17 protein-coding genes are annotated in these 15,679 nt (G+C 71.8%); 14 read left to right on the top strand and 3 right to left on the bottom strand.

Translation table 11 applies throughout. The features are described 5' to 3' along the window. Nucleotides 1-194 precede the first annotated feature (194 nt). From ACFPZJ_RS03505 to ACFPZJ_RS03495, 3 genes are read left to right on the top strand one after another with little or no spacing between them, the layout of a single operon-like run. On the top strand, nucleotides 195-998 hold the full coding sequence (locus ACFPZJ_RS03505; protein ID WP_381016949.1) for an ABC transporter permease: 804 nt from the start codon (nucleotides 195-197) through the stop codon (nucleotides 996-998). Nucleotides 999-1,011: 13 nt separating this feature from the next. Continuing rightward, a complete protein-coding gene (locus ACFPZJ_RS03500) occupies nucleotides 1,012-2,022 on the top strand; it encodes an ABC transporter ATP-binding protein (protein ID WP_381016947.1) in 1,011 nt (336 codons plus the stop codon). Between the two features lie 33 nt (nucleotides 2,023-2,055). Beyond that, complete coding sequence (locus ACFPZJ_RS03495) at nucleotides 2,056-2,850, top strand: DUF1707 SHOCT-like domain-containing protein (protein WP_381016945.1); 795 nt, start codon at nucleotides 2,056-2,058, stop codon at nucleotides 2,848-2,850. 21 nt (nucleotides 2,851-2,871) lie between these two features. On the opposite strand, the gene ACFPZJ_RS03490 is transcribed toward ACFPZJ_RS03495, so the two are convergent. Next, nucleotides 2,872-4,206, bottom strand: coding sequence for an SGNH/GDSL hydrolase family protein (locus ACFPZJ_RS03490; RefSeq protein WP_381016943.1), 1,335 nt, complete (start codon nucleotides 4,204-4,206; stop codon nucleotides 2,872-2,874). Nucleotides 4,207-4,401: 195 nt separating this feature from the next. On the opposite strand from ACFPZJ_RS03490, the gene ACFPZJ_RS03485 reads away from it, so the two are divergent. Both ACFPZJ_RS03485 and ACFPZJ_RS03480 read left to right on the top strand, forming a co-directional pair. Next, complete coding sequence (locus ACFPZJ_RS03485) at nucleotides 4,402-5,748, top strand: DUF445 domain-containing protein (RefSeq protein WP_381016941.1); 1,347 nt, start codon at nucleotides 4,402-4,404, stop codon at nucleotides 5,746-5,748. 53 nt (nucleotides 5,749-5,801) lie between these two features. Next, on the top strand, nucleotides 5,802-7,316 hold the full coding sequence (locus ACFPZJ_RS03480; protein WP_381016938.1) for an MFS transporter: 1,515 nt from the start codon (nucleotides 5,802-5,804) through the stop codon (nucleotides 7,314-7,316). Between the two features lie 180 nt (nucleotides 7,317-7,496). Here the strand turns inward: ACFPZJ_RS03480 and ACFPZJ_RS03475 are convergent, their stop codons facing one another. Next, on the bottom strand, nucleotides 7,497-8,936 hold the full coding sequence (locus ACFPZJ_RS03475; RefSeq protein WP_381017319.1) for an alginate lyase family protein: 1,440 nt from the start codon (nucleotides 8,934-8,936) through the stop codon (nucleotides 7,497-7,499). Between the two features lie 140 nt (nucleotides 8,937-9,076). Between ACFPZJ_RS03475 and ACFPZJ_RS03470 the strand changes: the two genes are divergently transcribed. Then, entirely contained in the window at nucleotides 9,077-9,442 is a 366-nt protein-coding gene (locus ACFPZJ_RS03470) for a VOC family protein (protein ID WP_381017316.1), read from the top strand. Nucleotides 9,443-9,737: 295 nt separating this feature from the next. Here the strand turns inward: ACFPZJ_RS03470 and ACFPZJ_RS03465 are convergent, their stop codons facing one another. Continuing rightward, the gene (locus ACFPZJ_RS03465) at nucleotides 9,738-10,040 is read right to left on the bottom strand and encodes a hypothetical protein (protein WP_381016936.1); all 303 of its coding nucleotides are present in this window, start codon (nucleotides 10,038-10,040) and stop codon (nucleotides 9,738-9,740) included. 203 nt (nucleotides 10,041-10,243) lie between these two features. Here ACFPZJ_RS03465 and ACFPZJ_RS03460 point away from each other — a divergent pair, with 203 nt between their 5' ends. From ACFPZJ_RS03460 to ACFPZJ_RS03425, 8 genes are all read left to right on the top strand, one after another. Further along, nucleotides 10,244-10,663, top strand: a complete 420-nt coding sequence (locus tag ACFPZJ_RS03460) for an Hsp20/alpha crystallin family protein (RefSeq protein WP_381016935.1) — start codon at nucleotides 10,244-10,246, stop codon at nucleotides 10,661-10,663. Nucleotides 10,664-10,843: 180 nt separating this feature from the next. After that, a complete protein-coding gene (locus tag ACFPZJ_RS03455; RefSeq protein WP_381016933.1) occupies nucleotides 10,844-11,419 on the top strand; it encodes a DUF2267 domain-containing protein in 576 nt (191 codons plus the stop codon). A gap of 490 nt (nucleotides 11,420-11,909) precedes the next feature. Next, complete coding sequence (locus tag ACFPZJ_RS03450; protein ID WP_381016930.1) at nucleotides 11,910-12,764, top strand: alpha/beta fold hydrolase; 855 nt, start codon at nucleotides 11,910-11,912, stop codon at nucleotides 12,762-12,764. Continuing rightward, a complete protein-coding gene (locus ACFPZJ_RS03445; RefSeq protein ID WP_381016927.1) occupies nucleotides 12,761-13,135 on the top strand; it encodes a VOC family protein in 375 nt (124 codons plus the stop codon). The genes ACFPZJ_RS03450 and ACFPZJ_RS03445 overlap by 4 nt, the downstream gene beginning before the upstream one ends. 133 nt (nucleotides 13,136-13,268) lie before the next feature. Continuing rightward, nucleotides 13,269-13,604 (top strand): ArsR/SmtB family transcription factor, encoded by a 336-nt coding sequence (locus ACFPZJ_RS03440; protein WP_381016924.1) that lies wholly within the window; start codon nucleotides 13,269-13,271, stop codon nucleotides 13,602-13,604. After that, nucleotides 13,604-14,335, top strand: coding sequence for a cation efflux transmembrane domain-containing protein (locus ACFPZJ_RS03435; RefSeq protein WP_381016921.1), 732 nt, complete (start codon nucleotides 13,604-13,606; stop codon nucleotides 14,333-14,335). The genes ACFPZJ_RS03440 and ACFPZJ_RS03435 overlap by 1 nt, the downstream gene beginning before the upstream one ends. A 211-nt stretch (nucleotides 14,336-14,546) precedes the next feature. After that, nucleotides 14,547-15,152 carry a hypothetical protein gene (locus tag ACFPZJ_RS03430; RefSeq protein WP_381016918.1) on the top strand — a complete coding sequence of 202 codons (606 nt, stop codon included), beginning with the start codon at nucleotides 14,547-14,549 and terminating at the stop codon, nucleotides 15,150-15,152. 59 nt (nucleotides 15,153-15,211) lie between these two features. Beyond that, on the top strand, nucleotides 15,212-15,586 hold the full coding sequence (locus ACFPZJ_RS03425) for a hypothetical protein (protein WP_381016916.1): 375 nt from the start codon (nucleotides 15,212-15,214) through the stop codon (nucleotides 15,584-15,586). The last annotated feature ends 93 nt before the right edge of the window (nucleotides 15,587-15,679 follow it).

Here is a 15,679-nt window from a genome sequence, read left to right as displayed (position 1 = left end):
GGGCCCTGGGCGGGGGGCCCGGCCGGGGCCCGCGGACGGCCGGCGCGCCGGACGGCGCACACCTGCGGGAGGCGGACCGGGCGACGGAGGGCGGGTGCGTGACGGAGGCCGGCCGCGTGACGGGGCGGGAGGCCGATCCCGTCCGGGGCGGAAGGCGTGTCCCCGAGGTTCGTTCTGCCGGGCGGAGCACTCGTGTGGTGGAAGGGCTGCGGGCCTACTTGATGATCGCTGCCATGTGGGTGCGGTCCACGATGGCCTACCGTGTCTCCTTCGCTCTGACCCTGGTCACGAACTTCGCGGTGACCGGGCTCGACTTCGCGGCGATCCTGCTGATGTTCTCCCGGGTCGAGGAGCTCGGTGGCTGGTCCCTGCCCGAGATCGCCTTCCTGTACGGACTGTCCAGCGTCGCCTTCGGGCTCGCCGACCTGCTGATCGGGTCCATCGAGCGGCTGGGGCGCCGGGTGCGCGACGGCACGCTGGACACGCTGCTGGTGCGTCCCGCGCCGGTGCTGGCGCAGATGGCCGCCGACCGTTTCGCGCTGCGCCGCCTGGGCCGGATCACGCAGGGGTCGCTGGTGCTCGGCTACGCGCTCACATCGCTGGACATCGCCTGGACCCCGCTGAAGCTGCTGCTCATGCCGGTGACGATGCTCAGCGGCGGGGCGCTCTTCTGTGCCGTGTTCGTGGCGGGCGCGGCGTTCCAGTTCCTGGCGCAGGACGCCGCCGAGGTGCAGAACGCGTTCACCTACGGCGGTACGACGCTGCTGCAGTACCCGCCGACGGTGTTCGCGCGGGACCTGGTGCGCGGCGTGACGTTCGTACTGCCGCTGGCCTTCGTCAACTGGGTGCCGGCGAGCTATGTGCTGGGGCGGCCGTACCCGCTGCCCCTGCCGGAGTGGGCGGCCTTCGCGCCACCGCTGGTCGCGGCGGGCTGCTGCGCCCTGGCGGGGCTGGCCTGGCGGGCGGGCCTTCGGTCGTATCGGAGTACGGGGAGTTAGGGAGCGGGTGCGGGTGGTGGACCAGGACGTCGTCGACGAGGATCTCGTCGACGAGGACTTCATCGAACTCGACCGTGTCGAGAAGGTCTTCGACGTGCGGAAGAAGACCGGTTTCCTGAAGCGGGAGCGGCGGCAGGTGCGGGCCGTCGACGCGATCTCCTTCCGCGTGGCCCGCGGCGAGATGGTCGGCTACATCGGGCCGAACGGCGCCGGCAAGTCGACCACGATCAAGATGCTGACCGGGATCCTGACGCCGAGCGGCGGCCGGCTGCGGGTCGCCGGCATCGACCCGTCCCGCGAGCGGACACGGCTCGCGCACCGCATCGGCGTGGTGTTCGGGCAGCGGACGACGCTGTGGTGGGACCTGCCGCTGATCGACTCCTACCGGCTCATGCACCGCATGTACCGCATCCCGGACGCCCGTTACCGCGCGAACCTCGGCCGGCTCGTCGAACCCCTGGAGCTGGGCGACCTGCTGGACGTGCCCGTGAGGCAGCTCTCGCTGGGCCAGCGGATGCGCGGCGACATCGTGGCGGCCCTGCTGCACGACCCGGAGGTGCTCTACCTCGACGAGCCGACCATCGGCCTGGACGTCGTCTCCAAGGCCAAGGTGCGGGAGTCCCTGCGGGAGTTGAACGCCGAGCGCGGCACGACGGTGCTGCTGACCACCCACGACCTGCAGGACATCGAGCAGTTGTGCTCCCGGGTGATGGTCATCGACCACGGGCGCCTGATGTACGACGGCCCGCTCACCGGGCTGCACGAGGTGGGGCAGAGCGAGCGGACCCTGGTGGTGGACCTGGAGCGGGAGCTGCCCCCGATCGAGGCGCCGGCGCCCGCGCGGGTGGTTCGGGTGGAGGGGCCGCGGCAGTGGCTGGCGTTCCCGGCGTCGGAGTCGGCGGCTTTGCTGGTGGCGCGGATCGCGGCGGAGTACCCGCTGGTGGATCTGTCGGTGCGGGAGCCGGACATCGAGGCGGTGATCGCGAAGATGTACGTCGAACAGGCGGGGAAGGCCGTCTCGTAGCCGTGCGCCGGGGTAGCTCGTAGGCTGCTGTGTATGACCGACGACGCAGTTCCGGACCTCCGCGCCTCCGACGCCGACCGTGAACGGGTCGCCGAGATCCTGCGGGACGCCCTCGCCGAGGGCCGCCTCGACATGGCGGAGTTCGAGGAGCGGCTGGACGCGACGTACCAGGCACGGACGTACGGGGAGCTGGCGCCGATCACCCGGGACCTGCCGGCCGGGAACGGCGTGGCCGTGCCGCCGGTGTCGCTGCACAAGGAGCCCGCGCCGACCGAGGGTTGGGCGGGGCGGATCGTGGGCGGCGAGGGGTCCTCGACGGGGGCCGTCGCCGTGATGTCCGGCTTCCAGCGCAAGGGGCGCTGGACGGTGCCGAGGAAGTTCACCTGCTTCGCCTTCTGGGGCGGCGGGGAGATCGATCTGCGGGAGGCGGACTTCGCGGACCGCGAGGTCGAGATCAACTGCATCGCGATCATGGGCGGGATGGAGGTCATCGTGCCGCCCGGGGTCGAGGTCGTCGTGCGGGGCGTCGGGATCATGGGCGGCTTCGACCACCGCGAGGAGGGCGTGCCGGGCGACCCCGGTGCCCCGCGGGTCGTCGTGACCGGCTTCGCCTTCTGGGGCGGTGTCGGTGTCGAGCGCAAGGAGACGTGGGCGCAGCGGCAGCGGCTGAAGGAGGAGCGGCAGCGCCTCAAGGAGGAGCGGCGCCGCGAGAAGCTGGAGCGCGAGGCCGGGCGGCGGGAGCTGGACGGCTCCCGCCACGACCTGCTGGGCGACCTGCACGGCCGGCACGACCCGCACCGCGAGCGGCGGCGCGGCGACACCGCGTAGGCCGGGTCCGCACGGCGTGTCTCACAGCCGCGCCGGCGCGGCTCCCTTCAGGTCGTCCAGCGCGAACTCCTGCGCCATCCGCGCGTACCCCTTGTCGCTCGGGTGCAGGTGGTCGCCCGAGTCGTAGTCGGCCCGCAGCCGGCGCGGGTCGTACGGGTCGCGCAGCGCCCTGTCGAAGTCGGCCACCGCGTCGAAGACCCGCCCCGCGCGGATCTCGGCGTTGATGGTCTGCCGTACGGACTCGCGGGCCTCGGTGTAGCCGCGGTGGCCGCCGAACGGCATCAGCGTCGCGCCGACGACCTTCAGACCGCGGGCGTGGGCCTGGTCGACGAGGGCGCGCAGGCCGTCGAGGATCCGGTGCGGGTCGGCGAGGTCGGGGTTGCGCAGGATGTCGTTGACGCCGAGGTCGATGACGACGACCTTGACGTTGGTCCGGTCGAGCACGTCGCGCTGGAAGCGGTTCAGCCCGCTGGGGTTGTCGGCGGGGCGGCCCAGTCCGTCGGTGAGCACCCGGTTGCCGCTGATGCCCTGGTTGACGACGCTGTAGCGGGGCACGTCCCGGCCCGCCTCGACCGCCTCGCGCAGCCGGTCCGACAGGATGTCGGGCCAGCGGCGGTTGGCGCCCGTCGTGGAGGTGATGCCGTCGGTGAGCGAGTCGCCGAGGACGACGACGGTGCCCTCCGACTCGTTGCTCAGCACGTCCAGCGCCGTCAGATACCGCCAGTACGGCGTCCGTTCCGTGTACGCGGCGGCCGTCACGTCCTCCGTGCGGTCGCCTTGGGCGATGAAGGAGACCTGGCGCGCGTGCGGGTGGTACGTGACCGGACCGGACGGCGTGGGGGAGTAGGTGGTGACCAGGATGTCGCTGTCGTGCGGCACGGTGACGCGGACGGCGTCGCTCATCACCTGCCCGCCGGCCGGGACGACGACCGTGGGGTTGCCGTTGAAGGTGAGCCGCCGCATGGTCTCCGCGAGCGCTGCCGCGGTGCCGTCGCCCACGGCCACGGCGATCGAGGCGTGCGTGACGGTCAGCGGGGACTGGCCGTAGAGATTGGACAGCGTGATACGGGCACTCGTACCGCCGACGCTGGTGTGCACCACGTTGCGCACCGAGCGGCCCGCCATGCCGGTGATCTCGGTGCCGGGTTCCGCTCCGGCGGGGGAGGTGGACCAGGTGCCGACCCAGGTGCCGGTGGAGGCGGGTGCGGCCGAGTTGTGAGGGCGAGGGCCACTGGCCGACGTGCTGCGGTCCCTCGTACCGTCGTCGGTCGCCACTCCGACATATATGGCGGCGGAAAGGGCCACGATCGCTGCGACGATCGCGGCGAGCAGGGCGTAATCACGACCCCGGGTCATGCTGTGTTGTTCTCCTCGGGAGATGGGAGCCCGAGGCTCCGATCTGATGAGCCCATGATGCGTCATGGGGAGGGGGGAGGCTGACAGGACCCCGCCGCATTCCCCCGTCCGGACAGACGCCGGGAACTCCTGTTTCGTTCCGGGAGTCGGTCAGGAAGGGACAATGTGTGCGGGATCACCGAACGGGTGGAGCGGATGGAACGGATCAAAGCGGGAGAAACGGGCGTCGGTGGGCCCGGGGAGCAGCATGCCCGCCCCGGCGCCGTACCGAACCGTGCGATGACGACCTTCAGCCCGGCGGACGAGGAGAAGCAGCGCGGCGTGCGCCGCATGAAACTCACCGCCACCGGACTGCTGCTGCTGGTGGCCCTGATCTACGTCCTCGCCAAATGGGCGCAGAACTCGGGCGCCGGCGCCTGGGCGGGCTATGTCGCGGCCGCGGCCGAAGCCGGCATGGTCGGCGCGCTCGCCGACTGGTTCGCCGTCACCGCCCTGTTCCGCCACCCCCTGGGCATCCCCATCCCGCACACGGCGATCATCCCCACCAAGAAGGACCAGCTCGGCGTCTCCCTCGGCGAGTTCGTCGGCGAGAACTTCCTCTCCGAGGACGTCGTACGGCTGCGGCTGCGCGCCGTCGGCATAGGCAGCAGGCTCGGCGCGTGGCTGGCGGTGCCCGAGCACGCCGACCGGGTCACGGCGGAGCTCTCCACGGCCCTCAGAGGCGCCCTGACGGTGCTGCGCGACTCGGACGTCCAGGCCGTGGTCGGCGAGGCCATCACACGCCGTGCCAACGCCCAGGAGATCGCGCCCGGCATGGGCAAGATGCTGGAGAAGGTCGTCGCCGACGGCGGCCATAAACGGGTCGTCGACCTGATCGTCTCCCGGGCGCACGACTGGCTGGTCCTGCACCGCGACGAGGTCATGGACGCCGTGGAGGGCGGCGCCCCCGGCTGGACCCCGCGCTTCGTCGACCGGAAGGTCGGGGAACGGGTCTACAAGGAGCTGCTGCGTTTCGCCACCGAGATGCGTGACATGCCCACCCACCCCGCGCGCGGCGCCCTGGACCGCTTCCTCACCGACTTCGCCTCCGACCTGCAGTCCGACACGGACACCCGCGCCCGTGTCGAACGGCTCAAGGGCGAGGTCCTGGGCCGCGGCGAGGTCCAGGACCTGATCGCCTCCGCCTGGACGGCCGTACGCTCCATGATCGTGTCAGCCGCCGAGGACGAGCGCAGCGAACTGCGCCTGCGCGTACGGGCCTCCCTGCTGTCCCTCGGCGCCCGGATGGCCACCGACCCCAAGGTGCAGGGCAAGGTCGACCGGTGGGTGGAGGGCGCGGCGGTGTACGTCGTCACCACCTACCGCAAGGAGATCACCTCCCTGATCACGGACACGGTGGCGAGCTGGGACGCCGAGCACACCACGAAGAAGATCGAGGCGAACATCGGCCGCGACCTGCAGTTCATCCGCATCAACGGCACGGTGGTGGGCTCGCTGGCCGGCCTGCTGATCTACACGGTGGCGCACGCGCTCGGGGCTTGACGCGGCCCCTTCAGGGCACCCGACGGGAATTCCGCCCGAGGAGGAGGGAGCCCATGGCCAGTGCTGCCCCGGCCGAGACCGGCCGTACCGTCACCACCGACATACCCGCCCGTCTCGATCGTCTGCCGTGGACACGCTGGCACTGGACGATCGTGATCGGCCTCGGCACCGTGTGGATCCTCGACGGCCTGGAGGTCACGGTCGTCGGCAACATCGCCGGCCGGCTCTCGGAGCCCGGCAGCGGACTGCCCATCACCTCCGGCGAGGTCACCGGCCTCGCCGCCGCCCTGTACGTCGCCGGGGCCTGCTCCGGAGCCCTGTTCTGGGGCCGCCTGACCGACAAGTGGGGGCGCAAAAAGCTCTTCATGATCACCCTGGCCGTCTACCTCGGCGCGACGGCCCTGACGGCCATCTCCTTCGACACCTGGTGGTTCTTCCTCTTCCGCTTCCTGACCGGCTTCGGCATCGGCGGAGAGTACGCGGCCATCAACTCCGCGATCGACGAGCTGATCCCCGCGGAGTACCGGGGCCGCGTCGACCTGATGATCAACGGCAGCTTCTGGCTGGGCGCGGTCGGCGGCTCCCTGCTGTCGATCGTCGCGCTCGACACGGCGATCCTGCCCAAGGACGTCGGCTGGCGCCTGACCTTCGCGCTCGGCGCCGTCCTCGCCCTGGTGATCCTGCTGGTCCGCCGGCACGTCCCCGAAAGCCCGCGCTGGCTGCTCATCCACGGCCGGGACGACGAGGCCGAACGCATCGTGTCCTCCATCGAACGCCAGGTGGAGGCCGAGCGGGGCGAGCCGCTCGCGCGCCCCGAGGGCGAGCTCACCATCCACCAGCGCCGCAGCGTCACCTTCCTGGAGATCGCCCGCACCGTCTTCTCGAAGTACCGCAGGCGGGCCACGCTGGGCTTCGCCCTCTTCATCGGCCAGGCGTTCCTGTACAACGCCATCACCTTCGGCTTCGGCGCGATCCTGACGACCTTCTTCGACGTCCCGACCGGCAGCACCGGCTACTACTTCGCCGTCATCGCCCTCGGCAACTTCATGGGCCCGCTGCTGCTCGGCAAACTCTTCGACACGGTCGGCCGCCGGGTGATGATCTCGGGCACCTACCTCCTGTCGGGTGTGCTCCTGTTCGGCACGGCCTGGCTCTTCGGCCGCGGCGTGCTGACCGCCGCCACCCTGACGGCGTGCTGGTGCGCCGTGCTGTTCTTCGCCTCCGCGGGCGCCAGCAGCGCGTACCTGACCGTCTCCGAGGTCTTCCCCATGGAGACGCGCGCGATGTCCATCGCCTTCTTCTACGCCCTCGGCACCGCGGCCGGCGGCATCAGCGGCCCGCTGCTCTTCGCCGACCTCACCGGCACGGGCCGGGTCGGCGACACGGTCCTGGCCTTCCAGATCGGCGCGGCCCTGATGTGCGTGGCGGGCCTGGTGGCGTCGGTACTGGCGGTCCGCGCGGAACGCCGCTCGCTGGAGGACATCGCCCGCCCGCTGACGGCGGCGGCGACAGCGACGAAGGACCGGACCACGGGCCAGACGGCCGGCTCTCGATCCGCTACGGCGTAGCGAGCCGCTGGCACGCGTGCGGCCTGCGGCGGTACGGGTGGGCGGTACGGGTGGGCGGCATGGGCTGGCGGTACGGGTGGGCGGTACGGGCCGGCGGCACCCCACAGCGCCGGTCGCGCGCCCACCCGCCCCCGCCCGCCCTCAGCGGCGACCGGCAGCACCTCCCGAGGCACCCGGCGCTTACTGCCCGGTACCGCCCACCCGCCCCCGCCGGCGCAGCAACAGCAGTCCACCGGCGACGGCGCCGATCCCCGCGGCGGCGGTCCACCCCACCACCTCACCACCCCCGGTGGCGGCCAGATCCCGCCCGCCACCACCCGAAGCCGACACGGAAGGCGAACCCGAAGCGGAAGCGGAAGCCGGGGCCGAGGCGGACGGAGGGACGGTCTGCGCGCGCGGCCCCTCAGACCCGCCGTCCACCGCCCTGTCCCGCGTGAACGCCAACGTCCCGAACCCCAGTTGGTCGTACCCCCCGCTGTTGGGCCCGTAGTCCCCGCCCCCGCCCTCCGGAGCCGCCTTCGCGGCCGCCCGCGTCAGGTACGTCGCCGACAATCCCCGCCGCTTGGTGTAGTGGTTGGCGATCATCGCCCAGATCGGCCGCGTCATGGCCGGATCGACCGCGGCGGCGTCCGTGGCCGTCTCGGTTCCCGACCAGCCGCCCACCGCGCCCTTCTTCCGCGTGTTCGCGGTGTACGGCACATCCCCGCCCAGGCTCCACTTGGCCACGTACTGCGCCCCCTTGAGGAAACGGTTGTCGCCGTAGCCGTACAGGTCGATGCCCTGGTTCCAGGCCATCTCGCACACCGTGCCCATGAGGCCGACCCCGAGCAGCGCGTGCCCCTGATCGCGCCCGGCCTCCACCCACTCGGCGAGCCCGTCGTCGTGCACGACGGGGATGGCGTGCCGGACCGAGCCCATGCCCTCGCCGTGCTTGAAGTACTCCACGGCGCGGTCGACCTTGGCGCGGTCGTCGCAGAAGATGCCGATGGCGAGGACGCAGGCCAGGGCGGTGAGGTCCCAGTTGGGCCAGTAGTTGGTGACGACGGCGTTGTTGTGGTTCGCCAGGAAGCTCTCGCTCAGCGGAGCGAAGACGTCGAGCAGCATCGCCTGGAACCGCTCCAGCGCGAAGTCCTGGTGATCACGTACGAGTTCCGCCGCGTTGGCGAACTGGTAGCCGTACAGTCCGGCGGCCAGGAACCGGTCGGCGCTGCCCTCCAGCCGGGTCAGCTTCGCCGACCAGGCGTTGAGGATCGCCACGGCGGTGTCGGCGTGTGCGCTGTCGCCGCTGACGTGGGAGCGCAGGGCGTTCTGGTAGGCGGCGTGGACGTCGTTGTAGAGGATCCGGTAGTTCTCGGGCGAGCCGGAGCCCCGGTACACGATGGCCTGCGGGTTGGCCCTCCAGCCGCTCTGCGCGTGCCGGTTGGCGGTCAGCTCGGCGAAGCCGGCCGTGTACGGCTCGGCGCCCGCCTTCACCTTGGCCGCCATGCGCTCCAGGTCGGCGCGGGTGTGCAGCAGCCCGGGGTGGGCGTAGGGGGCGCTCGCGGCGACGGCGGGCGCCGTACCGGGCCCGGCGGCCACCGCCGCCACACCGGTGGCTGCCACGCCCGTGGCCTTGAGCATGCCGCGGCGGCTGATCTGTCGTGTCACGTGCTTCGTACCTCAACGTGGTGAGTCGCGTGCTGCGGTCGGGGACGGTGAGGAGACGAGCTGGGACGGTGGGTGATAACAGAAAGCCGGACACCGGTGAGGAGCCGTACGCGATGACCGTCCGCAGGATCGTGCCCGACATCCAGGTCGAGTCCGAGGAGGCGATGCGGGAGAGCCGGGCCTTCTACGGCCTGCTCGGCCTGGCGGAGGTGATGGACCTGGGCTGGGCGGTGACCCTGGCGTCCCCGTCCAACCCGACCGCCCAGATCAGCTTCTTCACGGGGGAGCGGACCGCGGCTGCCGTACCCGAGATGAGCGTGGAGGTGGCGGACGTCGACGCGGTGTACGCCCAGGTCGTCGCGTCGGGCGCGGAGATCGTACGGGAGCTGCGGGACGAGGAGTGGGGCGTACGGCGGTTCTTCGTGCGCGACCCGAACGGGCGGGTGGTGAACGTGCTGTCGCACCGCGCCGGAGGATGACCGGTCCGGGCGCCGGAGCGAGCGGTTGCGGCACCGTGGTCGGGCGACTGCCCCGGACGGGGTATAGTGGATCTACGCCCGGTCGCCGTAACTCCCGGTACCTGGTGGTGCGTTGGTGGTCCAAGGAAAGACGCCCCGCTTCCTGCGGGGAGATGCAGGTGCAAGGCCTGCCCGGCGCTCGGCGAAGACCCCGGCCCTGATGTCTCAGGGCCGGGGTCTTCTGTGTGCGCGGCGCCGCCGGACGCGGGCCCGAGCGGGGGGGCGCGAGGGCCTGCGCCCCGCTCACGGGCCGAGATCAGCCCCGCCGGTCCGCGACCGCCCACGACGCCAGGGCCACGGCTCCCGCCACCCCGAACACGGCGGGCCAGGCGCCCACCTTCCTGGCCAGCGGATGGGACCCGGCGAAGGCGGCGACGTACGCGGCCGTCAGCGCCCCGGCCGCCTTCCCGCCGGCCTGCCGCCGCCACTGCTGCGCGGCGGCGGCGCCGGCCACGGCGAGAACGGCCCCGCCGAGCTGCCGCGTCCGCGTCCAGCGCGCCACGCCGTACCCGCCGACGAGACCACTCGCGGCCACCACCGCACTGGGAACCTTCGCCATGCCTGCCTCCTGCCACTGGTGCCCCGATTGCCGGGTGCCACTGAGGCTAACTCCCGGGCCCGGGGGCACAGTGAAGGGGCCGACGGCGAACCCGCCCCGGGTGAACCTGAGTCGAGGCTTGTCAAGTTTCCTCCCCCGAGCTATATAAGAAGAGAAACGTAGGGCATCGCATGGAGAGCGCCTGAGGAGAGGAGTGAACTGTGATGCTCATGCGCACGGACCCGTTCCGCGATCTCGACCGACTCGCGCAGCAGGTCTTCGGCTCCACCCGCCCGTCCGCGATGGCGATGGACGCCTACCGGTCCGGGGACGAGTTCGTCGTACATTTCGACCTTCCCGGCATCGACCCCGAGTCGATCGAGCTGGACGTCGAGCGCAACGTCCTGAGCGTGCGCGCCGAACGCAAGTCCCCCGCCCCCGAGGGGTCGGAGCTGGTGGTCGCCGAGCGCCCCACCGGCACCTTCACCCGCCAGCTGTTCCTGGGTGACACCCTCGACACGGAGCGCATCGAGGCCGCGTACGAGGCCGGCGTCCTGACGCTGCGCATCCCGGTGGCCGAGCAGGCCAAGCCGCGCCGTATCCAGATCACCGGCGGCGACAGCCGCAAGCAGCTCAACAGCTGACCGCATTCCAGGAGAAGCGTCCCGCGGGCACCCGCCCGCGGGACGCGGTCACCCATGCCCGACCCGCCCCCAGGGGCGACGGCTCCGGAGACCGCTCGCCCGCCCGGCCGGGCCACGCCTCCGGAGACCACCCGCCCCCGGCGCGGCGGAGGACCGGAGGATCGGAGGAGGACCCCGCACATGAGCGTGACGACGGTGCCCAGCGTGACGACGACGCCGGCGACCGCGACCACGGAGACGTCCCCGAGGCCGAGGACGGAGACGCCCCTGAGGCCGAGGACCGCGGAGACGTCCCCGAGCCCGAGGGCCGTGATCCCCGCCCCGGCTCAGGGCCGGCCCACCCGCGACGACGACTCCGCCCGCTGGGGCGAGTTGATCGACGCGGTGCGGGAGGCGGGCCAGTACCCGACCCGCTCGGAGGCGGAACGCGTCACCCGCATCGTCCTCTCCGCCCTCGGCGGCCACGTCATCGGCGACGAACGGGTCGACCTGGCCCAGGCCCTGCCCGAGCAGGCGGCCAAGGTGGTCGCCTCCCAGATCCCGGCCACCCGTCAGCTGACCGCGGCGGAGTTCGTCGACTCCGTCGCGGCCCGTATCGAGGGGGCCACACCCGCCACGGCCCGCTGGGACGTCAGCTCGGTCCTCAGCGTCCTGCCCAAGCTGATCGGCGACGACCTGGTGACCCGCATCCTGGCCCAACTGCCTTCCGGCTACGCCCTGCTGTTCGGACGGGCCGACCTGAGCCCGGTGGAGTAGACGGCACGCCGGGGATGAACGGCCGCCGCTGACCGGGGATTCCCTGCCGACGGGCGTCGCTGGTGGGCGGTTCACCGGCGGTGCCCGTCGCCGTTCGGCAGCTCACTGGTGGTGGCCGGCGTCGGTCGGTGGTTGGCGGTGGCCGTGGTCGTTCGGCGGTTCAGTGGTGGTGGCCGGCGTCGGTCGGTGGTTGGCGGTGGCCGTGGTCGTTCGGCGGTTCAGTGGTGGTGACCTACGTAGATCGGCGTTCGGCGGTGGCCGTCGTCGCTCCGCAGCTCGATGACGGCGGCCGCCGCCGGTCGGTGATTGGCGGTAACCGTCACCGGCCGGTGGTTGGCGGTGGCCCTCGCCGGGCCGGTGCTGGCGGTGGCCGATGACAGCCGGCGGTTCGCTGATGGAGGGCGGCCGGCTCCGGTCCGGAATTCGCTGGCGACCGTCGCCGCGAAGGGGGAGTCTGGCTGCGTACCGAACCCCCAACAGGAACGGCCAGTTGAACGCATCCCACCCGACCGTCCTCACCACCCCGGACGGCACCCGCATCGCGTACCACGACCGTCGCCCCACGCCGGAGCCCACCCACTCGCTCCTCCTCCTGCACGGCCTGGCGGGCCACCAGGGCGAGTGGGACGTGCTGGCCTCCCGTCTGACGGCCGAGGGCCGCCGGGTGGTGACGTACGACGCCCGTGGCCACGGCGAGAGCACCCGCGTCCCGGCCGCCACGAGCCGCGACGCCCACGTCCGGGACGCCGTCGCCCTCATCGAGACACTGTTCCTGGCCCCCGTGACCCTCGTCGGCCAGTCCCTGGGCGGCCATACGGCGATGCTGCTGGCCGCCGCCCACCCCCGGCTGGTGAAGTCCCTGGTCCTCGTCGAGGCGGGCCCGGCAGGCCCGAGCCCCGACCTGCCCGACCGCATTGCGGGCTGGCTGGACAGCTGGCCGACCCCCTTCCAGTCCCTGGAGCAGGCGCGGGAGTTCCTGGGCCACGAGGCGTGGACGAGGGCCCTGGAGGAAGGCCCGGACGGCTGGTACCCGCGATGCGACCGGGACGTGATGATCGCCTCGGTGGCGGAACTGGCCACGACCGCCTACTGGACGCAGTGGTCGCGGATCACCTGCCCCACCCTCCTCCTCCAGGGCGAGAACGGCACCATGCGCCCCGGCGAACCGGAACAGATGCTCACCCTGCGCCCCCACGCCCGTCGGGAGGTCGTCCCGGACGCGGGCCACGACGTCCACCTGGACCAGCCGGACCGCCTCTACGAGGTGATCAGGACCTTCCTGGCGGACGACGGGACGCTCACCCACCAGGACGAGACGCCCACACACCAAGGAGCCGGCCGTTGAACCCCGCCATCCGCCACATCACCTTCGACTGCACGGGCGAACCGTACGAACTCGCCCGGTTCTGGAGCGCGTTACTGGGCCTTCCGGTCTCCGACGAGGACGAGCCGGGAGACCCGGAGGTGCTGCTGGAGGACCCGTCCGGAGGCCCCGGTCTGCTCTTCGTACGAGTGGAGGAGGGCAAGACGGCCAAGAACCGCATCCACTTCGACCTCAAGCCGACGGGCCGCACCAGGGCCGAGGAGGTCGCACGCGCCCTGCGCCTGGGCGGCCGCCAACTGGCCGACCACACCCGCCCCGACGGCAGGGGCTGGGTCGTGATGGCGGACCCCGAGGGCAACGAGTTCTGCGTCGAACGGGGGGAGCTGGGCTGACCGGGCTGACGCGGTTCGTCGCCTGCCGGAGGCGGATGGCGACGCGGCGAGCGGCACCCTGACGATCTGGGGTTCATGAACTCCGAATTGATTCACGATCTCCTGAATTCAGGATTCTGTGTATCGTTGAGGCATGCTGAGCCTCGCCACCGACCTGGAGGCCCTGACCCGGTTCGGCCGGGCACTGGCCGACCCGATCCGCTGCCGCATCCTGCTTGCCCTGCGGGAACGCCCGGCCCACCCCGCCGACCTCGCCGAGCGGCTGGAGATCTCGCGCACCCGCCTGTCCAACCACCTGGCCTGCCTGCGCGACTGCGGCCTGGTGGTGGCCGTGCCCGTCGGCCGCCGCGTGCGCTACGAGCTCGCCGACGAGCGCCTGGGCCACGCCCTGGACGACCTGCGTACGGCCGTGGTGGCGGTGGCGACCGACCCCACCTGCGCGGACGCCGACGACAAGGACTGCTGCTGATGGCCGCCGACATCGCCATAGGCCTGTCCCCGGCCCGCCGGGACGCGCTCACCCGCCGCATACGGCTGCTGGTGGCGGCGACCATCTCCTACAACGTCATCGAAGCGGCCGTGGCCCTCACCGCCGGCACCCGGGCCTCCTCCACCGCCCTGGTCGGCTTCGGCCTGGACTCGGTCATCGAGGTCTCCTCGGCCGCCGCGGTCGCCTGGCAGTTCTCCGCCCGCGACCACGCCGTACGCCAGGCCCGGGAACGCACCACGCTGAGGCTGATCGCCCTCTCCTTCTTCGCGCTCGCCGCGTACGTCACCGCGGACGCCGTCCGAGCGCTGGCAGGGGCGGGGGAGGCCGACCGTTCCCTCACCGGAATCGTGCTGGCCGCTCTCTCCCTGGCCGTGATGCCCTTCCTGTCCGCCGCCCAGCGCAAGGCAGGCCGCCAACTGGGCTCCGCCTCGGCGGTCGCGGACTCCCAACAGACCCTGCTGTGCACGTACCTCTCCGCCGTCCTCCTGGCGGGCCTGCTGCTCAACGCCACCCTCGGCTGGGCCTGGGCCGACCCGATCGCCGCCCTGGTCATCGCCGCCGTAGCGGTCAAGGAGGGCCGGGACGCATGGCAGGGCAGCGGCTGCTGCGCACCTCAGGCGACTCCCCTCCCTACCACCGTCGGGTCGCAGGCGACCCCGGACGCCGCCGCCTGCGGCAGTTGCGGCCACGGCTGCGCCTGCTGCGCGTAAAGCACCTCAACTCGCTGGTCAAGCGTCCTTTTGCTCAGGTCTTCCTCAAAGCCGTTGCCCAGCAAGCACGTTCGCCACATGATCATTACGCCGCGCGGATCACTCCGGCCGCCTGACCAGCGACCGAAGCCCAACACCACAGCGCGGTACGCATGACACGCATGAGCGATCACTGTGCTGAACAGCTCAACAACCAAATCAGGGGGAAGACATGACTGCGTCCACGTCGTCCAGGAGACTGCGTGAGATCGCCGCGCTCACGGCGGCGGCCGTCGCTCTCGGCGTGGCGGCACCGCTGGCGAGCGCCACGGCCGCCGAGCGGGCCACCTCGACGGTGCCGCGGACCACCGCGGTCGCCGAGGTGGAGACCGGCCTCGACGCGCTGGACACCCTGGACGAGGAGACCGCCTTCGCCGGTCTGGAGCAGGCCCTCCAGACCATCAGCGAGATCCCGGAAGAGGTCCTCGCACAGGGCCAGGAGGCCACCGAGCAGTGGCGGAAGCAGCGCCTCGGCGACACGGCGGGTGAGGGCCGCATCCAGCCGATGAAGTTCGACGCCGGCGGCTGCGCCCGCGGCATCCTGCTGGCCGTCGGCTCGAACCTGCTGGCCATTGGAAAGATCTACAAGGTCAAGAAGGCCATCGACAAGCTCGGCGGCATCAAGAAGGTCGTCAAGAAGATCCAGGACAAGAAGAAGCGCGGCAAGAAGAGCTTCAAGAAGGCGATCATGGAGGTCTTCGAGGAGTCCGGCACCGGCGTCGGCGCCATCGCGGCGGAGATCCTGGGCGTGGACCAGGTCATCAAGAACTGCTGGTGAGCCACGCGGAGTTTGAGGAAACAGAAGAAAAGGGAGGCGCAACGATGCACACGGTTGCGATGACTCTTCAGTGGACCTTTCTCGCCGCGGGCTTCGCCGTCCTCGGCGCGGCCCTGGTGAGCTCCGTACGGATGAAGCTCTCCGGCGCACGGTTCGCGCAGGTCATCGAGAGTGTGGAAGGCCGCTGGTTCGGAGCGGGTTCGGTCCTGCTCGCCCTCCTCGTCGGCGCGGCGGCGATGACCGCCGCCGGACGCCTCGCGGGCCACACCATCGGCGTCGACGAGGCGGCCCCGGTCGTCTTCCCGCTCGCCCTGGTCGCGGCCTTCGCGGTACGCAGGCTCACCGCGAAGCACGGCCACCAGACGATGGCACGAGCCTCCGGCCTGGTCCTCGCCCCTGCCCTGCTCGGCGCGGTGATGTCGGCGGCCGGGTGAGAACCGGCCCCTGACCCGCGGCGCACCCGGAGGAACGGCCCGTCGGACGCCTGCTTCATACGTCCGACGGGCCGTTCGGCTGCTCACTGGGCC

Source organism: Streptomyces bullii (assembly GCF_042657145.1).
Lineage (GTDB): Bacteria > Actinomycetota > Actinomycetes > Streptomycetales > Streptomycetaceae > Streptomyces > Streptomyces bullii.
This window is presented reverse-complemented; position numbering and strand designations above follow the sequence as displayed.

Bases quoted from the DNA above. Each gene is read 5' to 3' on its own strand.
- ACFPZJ_RS03485 (WP_381016941.1), top strand. From the start codon at position 4,402: ATGGAACGGATCAAAGCGGGAGAAACGGGCGTCGGTGGGCCCGGGGAG.
- ACFPZJ_RS03440 (WP_381016924.1), top strand. From the start codon at position 13,269: ATGCTGAGCCTCGCCACCGACCTGGAGGCCCTGACCCGGTTCGGCCGG.
- ACFPZJ_RS03490 (WP_381016943.1), bottom strand. From the start codon at position 4,206: ATGACCCGGGGTCGTGATTACGCCCTGCTCGCCGCGATCGTCGCAGCG.
- ACFPZJ_RS03495 (WP_381016945.1), top strand. From the start codon at position 2,056: ATGACCGACGACGCAGTTCCGGACCTCCGCGCCTCCGACGCCGACCGT.
- ACFPZJ_RS03460 (WP_381016935.1), top strand. From the start codon at position 10,244: ATGCTCATGCGCACGGACCCGTTCCGCGATCTCGACCGACTCGCGCAG.
- ACFPZJ_RS03455 (WP_381016933.1), top strand. From the start codon at position 10,844: ATGAGCGTGACGACGGTGCCCAGCGTGACGACGACGCCGGCGACCGCG.
- ACFPZJ_RS03480 (WP_381016938.1), top strand. From the start codon at position 5,802: ATGGCCAGTGCTGCCCCGGCCGAGACCGGCCGTACCGTCACCACCGAC.
- ACFPZJ_RS03470 (WP_381017316.1), top strand. From the start codon at position 9,077: ATGACCGTCCGCAGGATCGTGCCCGACATCCAGGTCGAGTCCGAGGAG.
- ACFPZJ_RS03465 (WP_381016936.1), bottom strand. From the start codon at position 10,040: ATGGCGAAGGTTCCCAGTGCGGTGGTGGCCGCGAGTGGTCTCGTCGGC.
- ACFPZJ_RS03425 (WP_381016916.1), top strand. From the start codon at position 15,212: ATGACTCTTCAGTGGACCTTTCTCGCCGCGGGCTTCGCCGTCCTCGGC.
- ACFPZJ_RS03430 (WP_381016918.1), top strand. From the start codon at position 14,547: ATGACTGCGTCCACGTCGTCCAGGAGACTGCGTGAGATCGCCGCGCTC.
- ACFPZJ_RS03435 (WP_381016921.1), top strand. From the start codon at position 13,604: ATGGCCGCCGACATCGCCATAGGCCTGTCCCCGGCCCGCCGGGACGCG.
- ACFPZJ_RS03475 (WP_381017319.1), bottom strand. From the start codon at position 8,936: ATGCTCAAGGCCACGGGCGTGGCAGCCACCGGTGTGGCGGCGGTGGCC.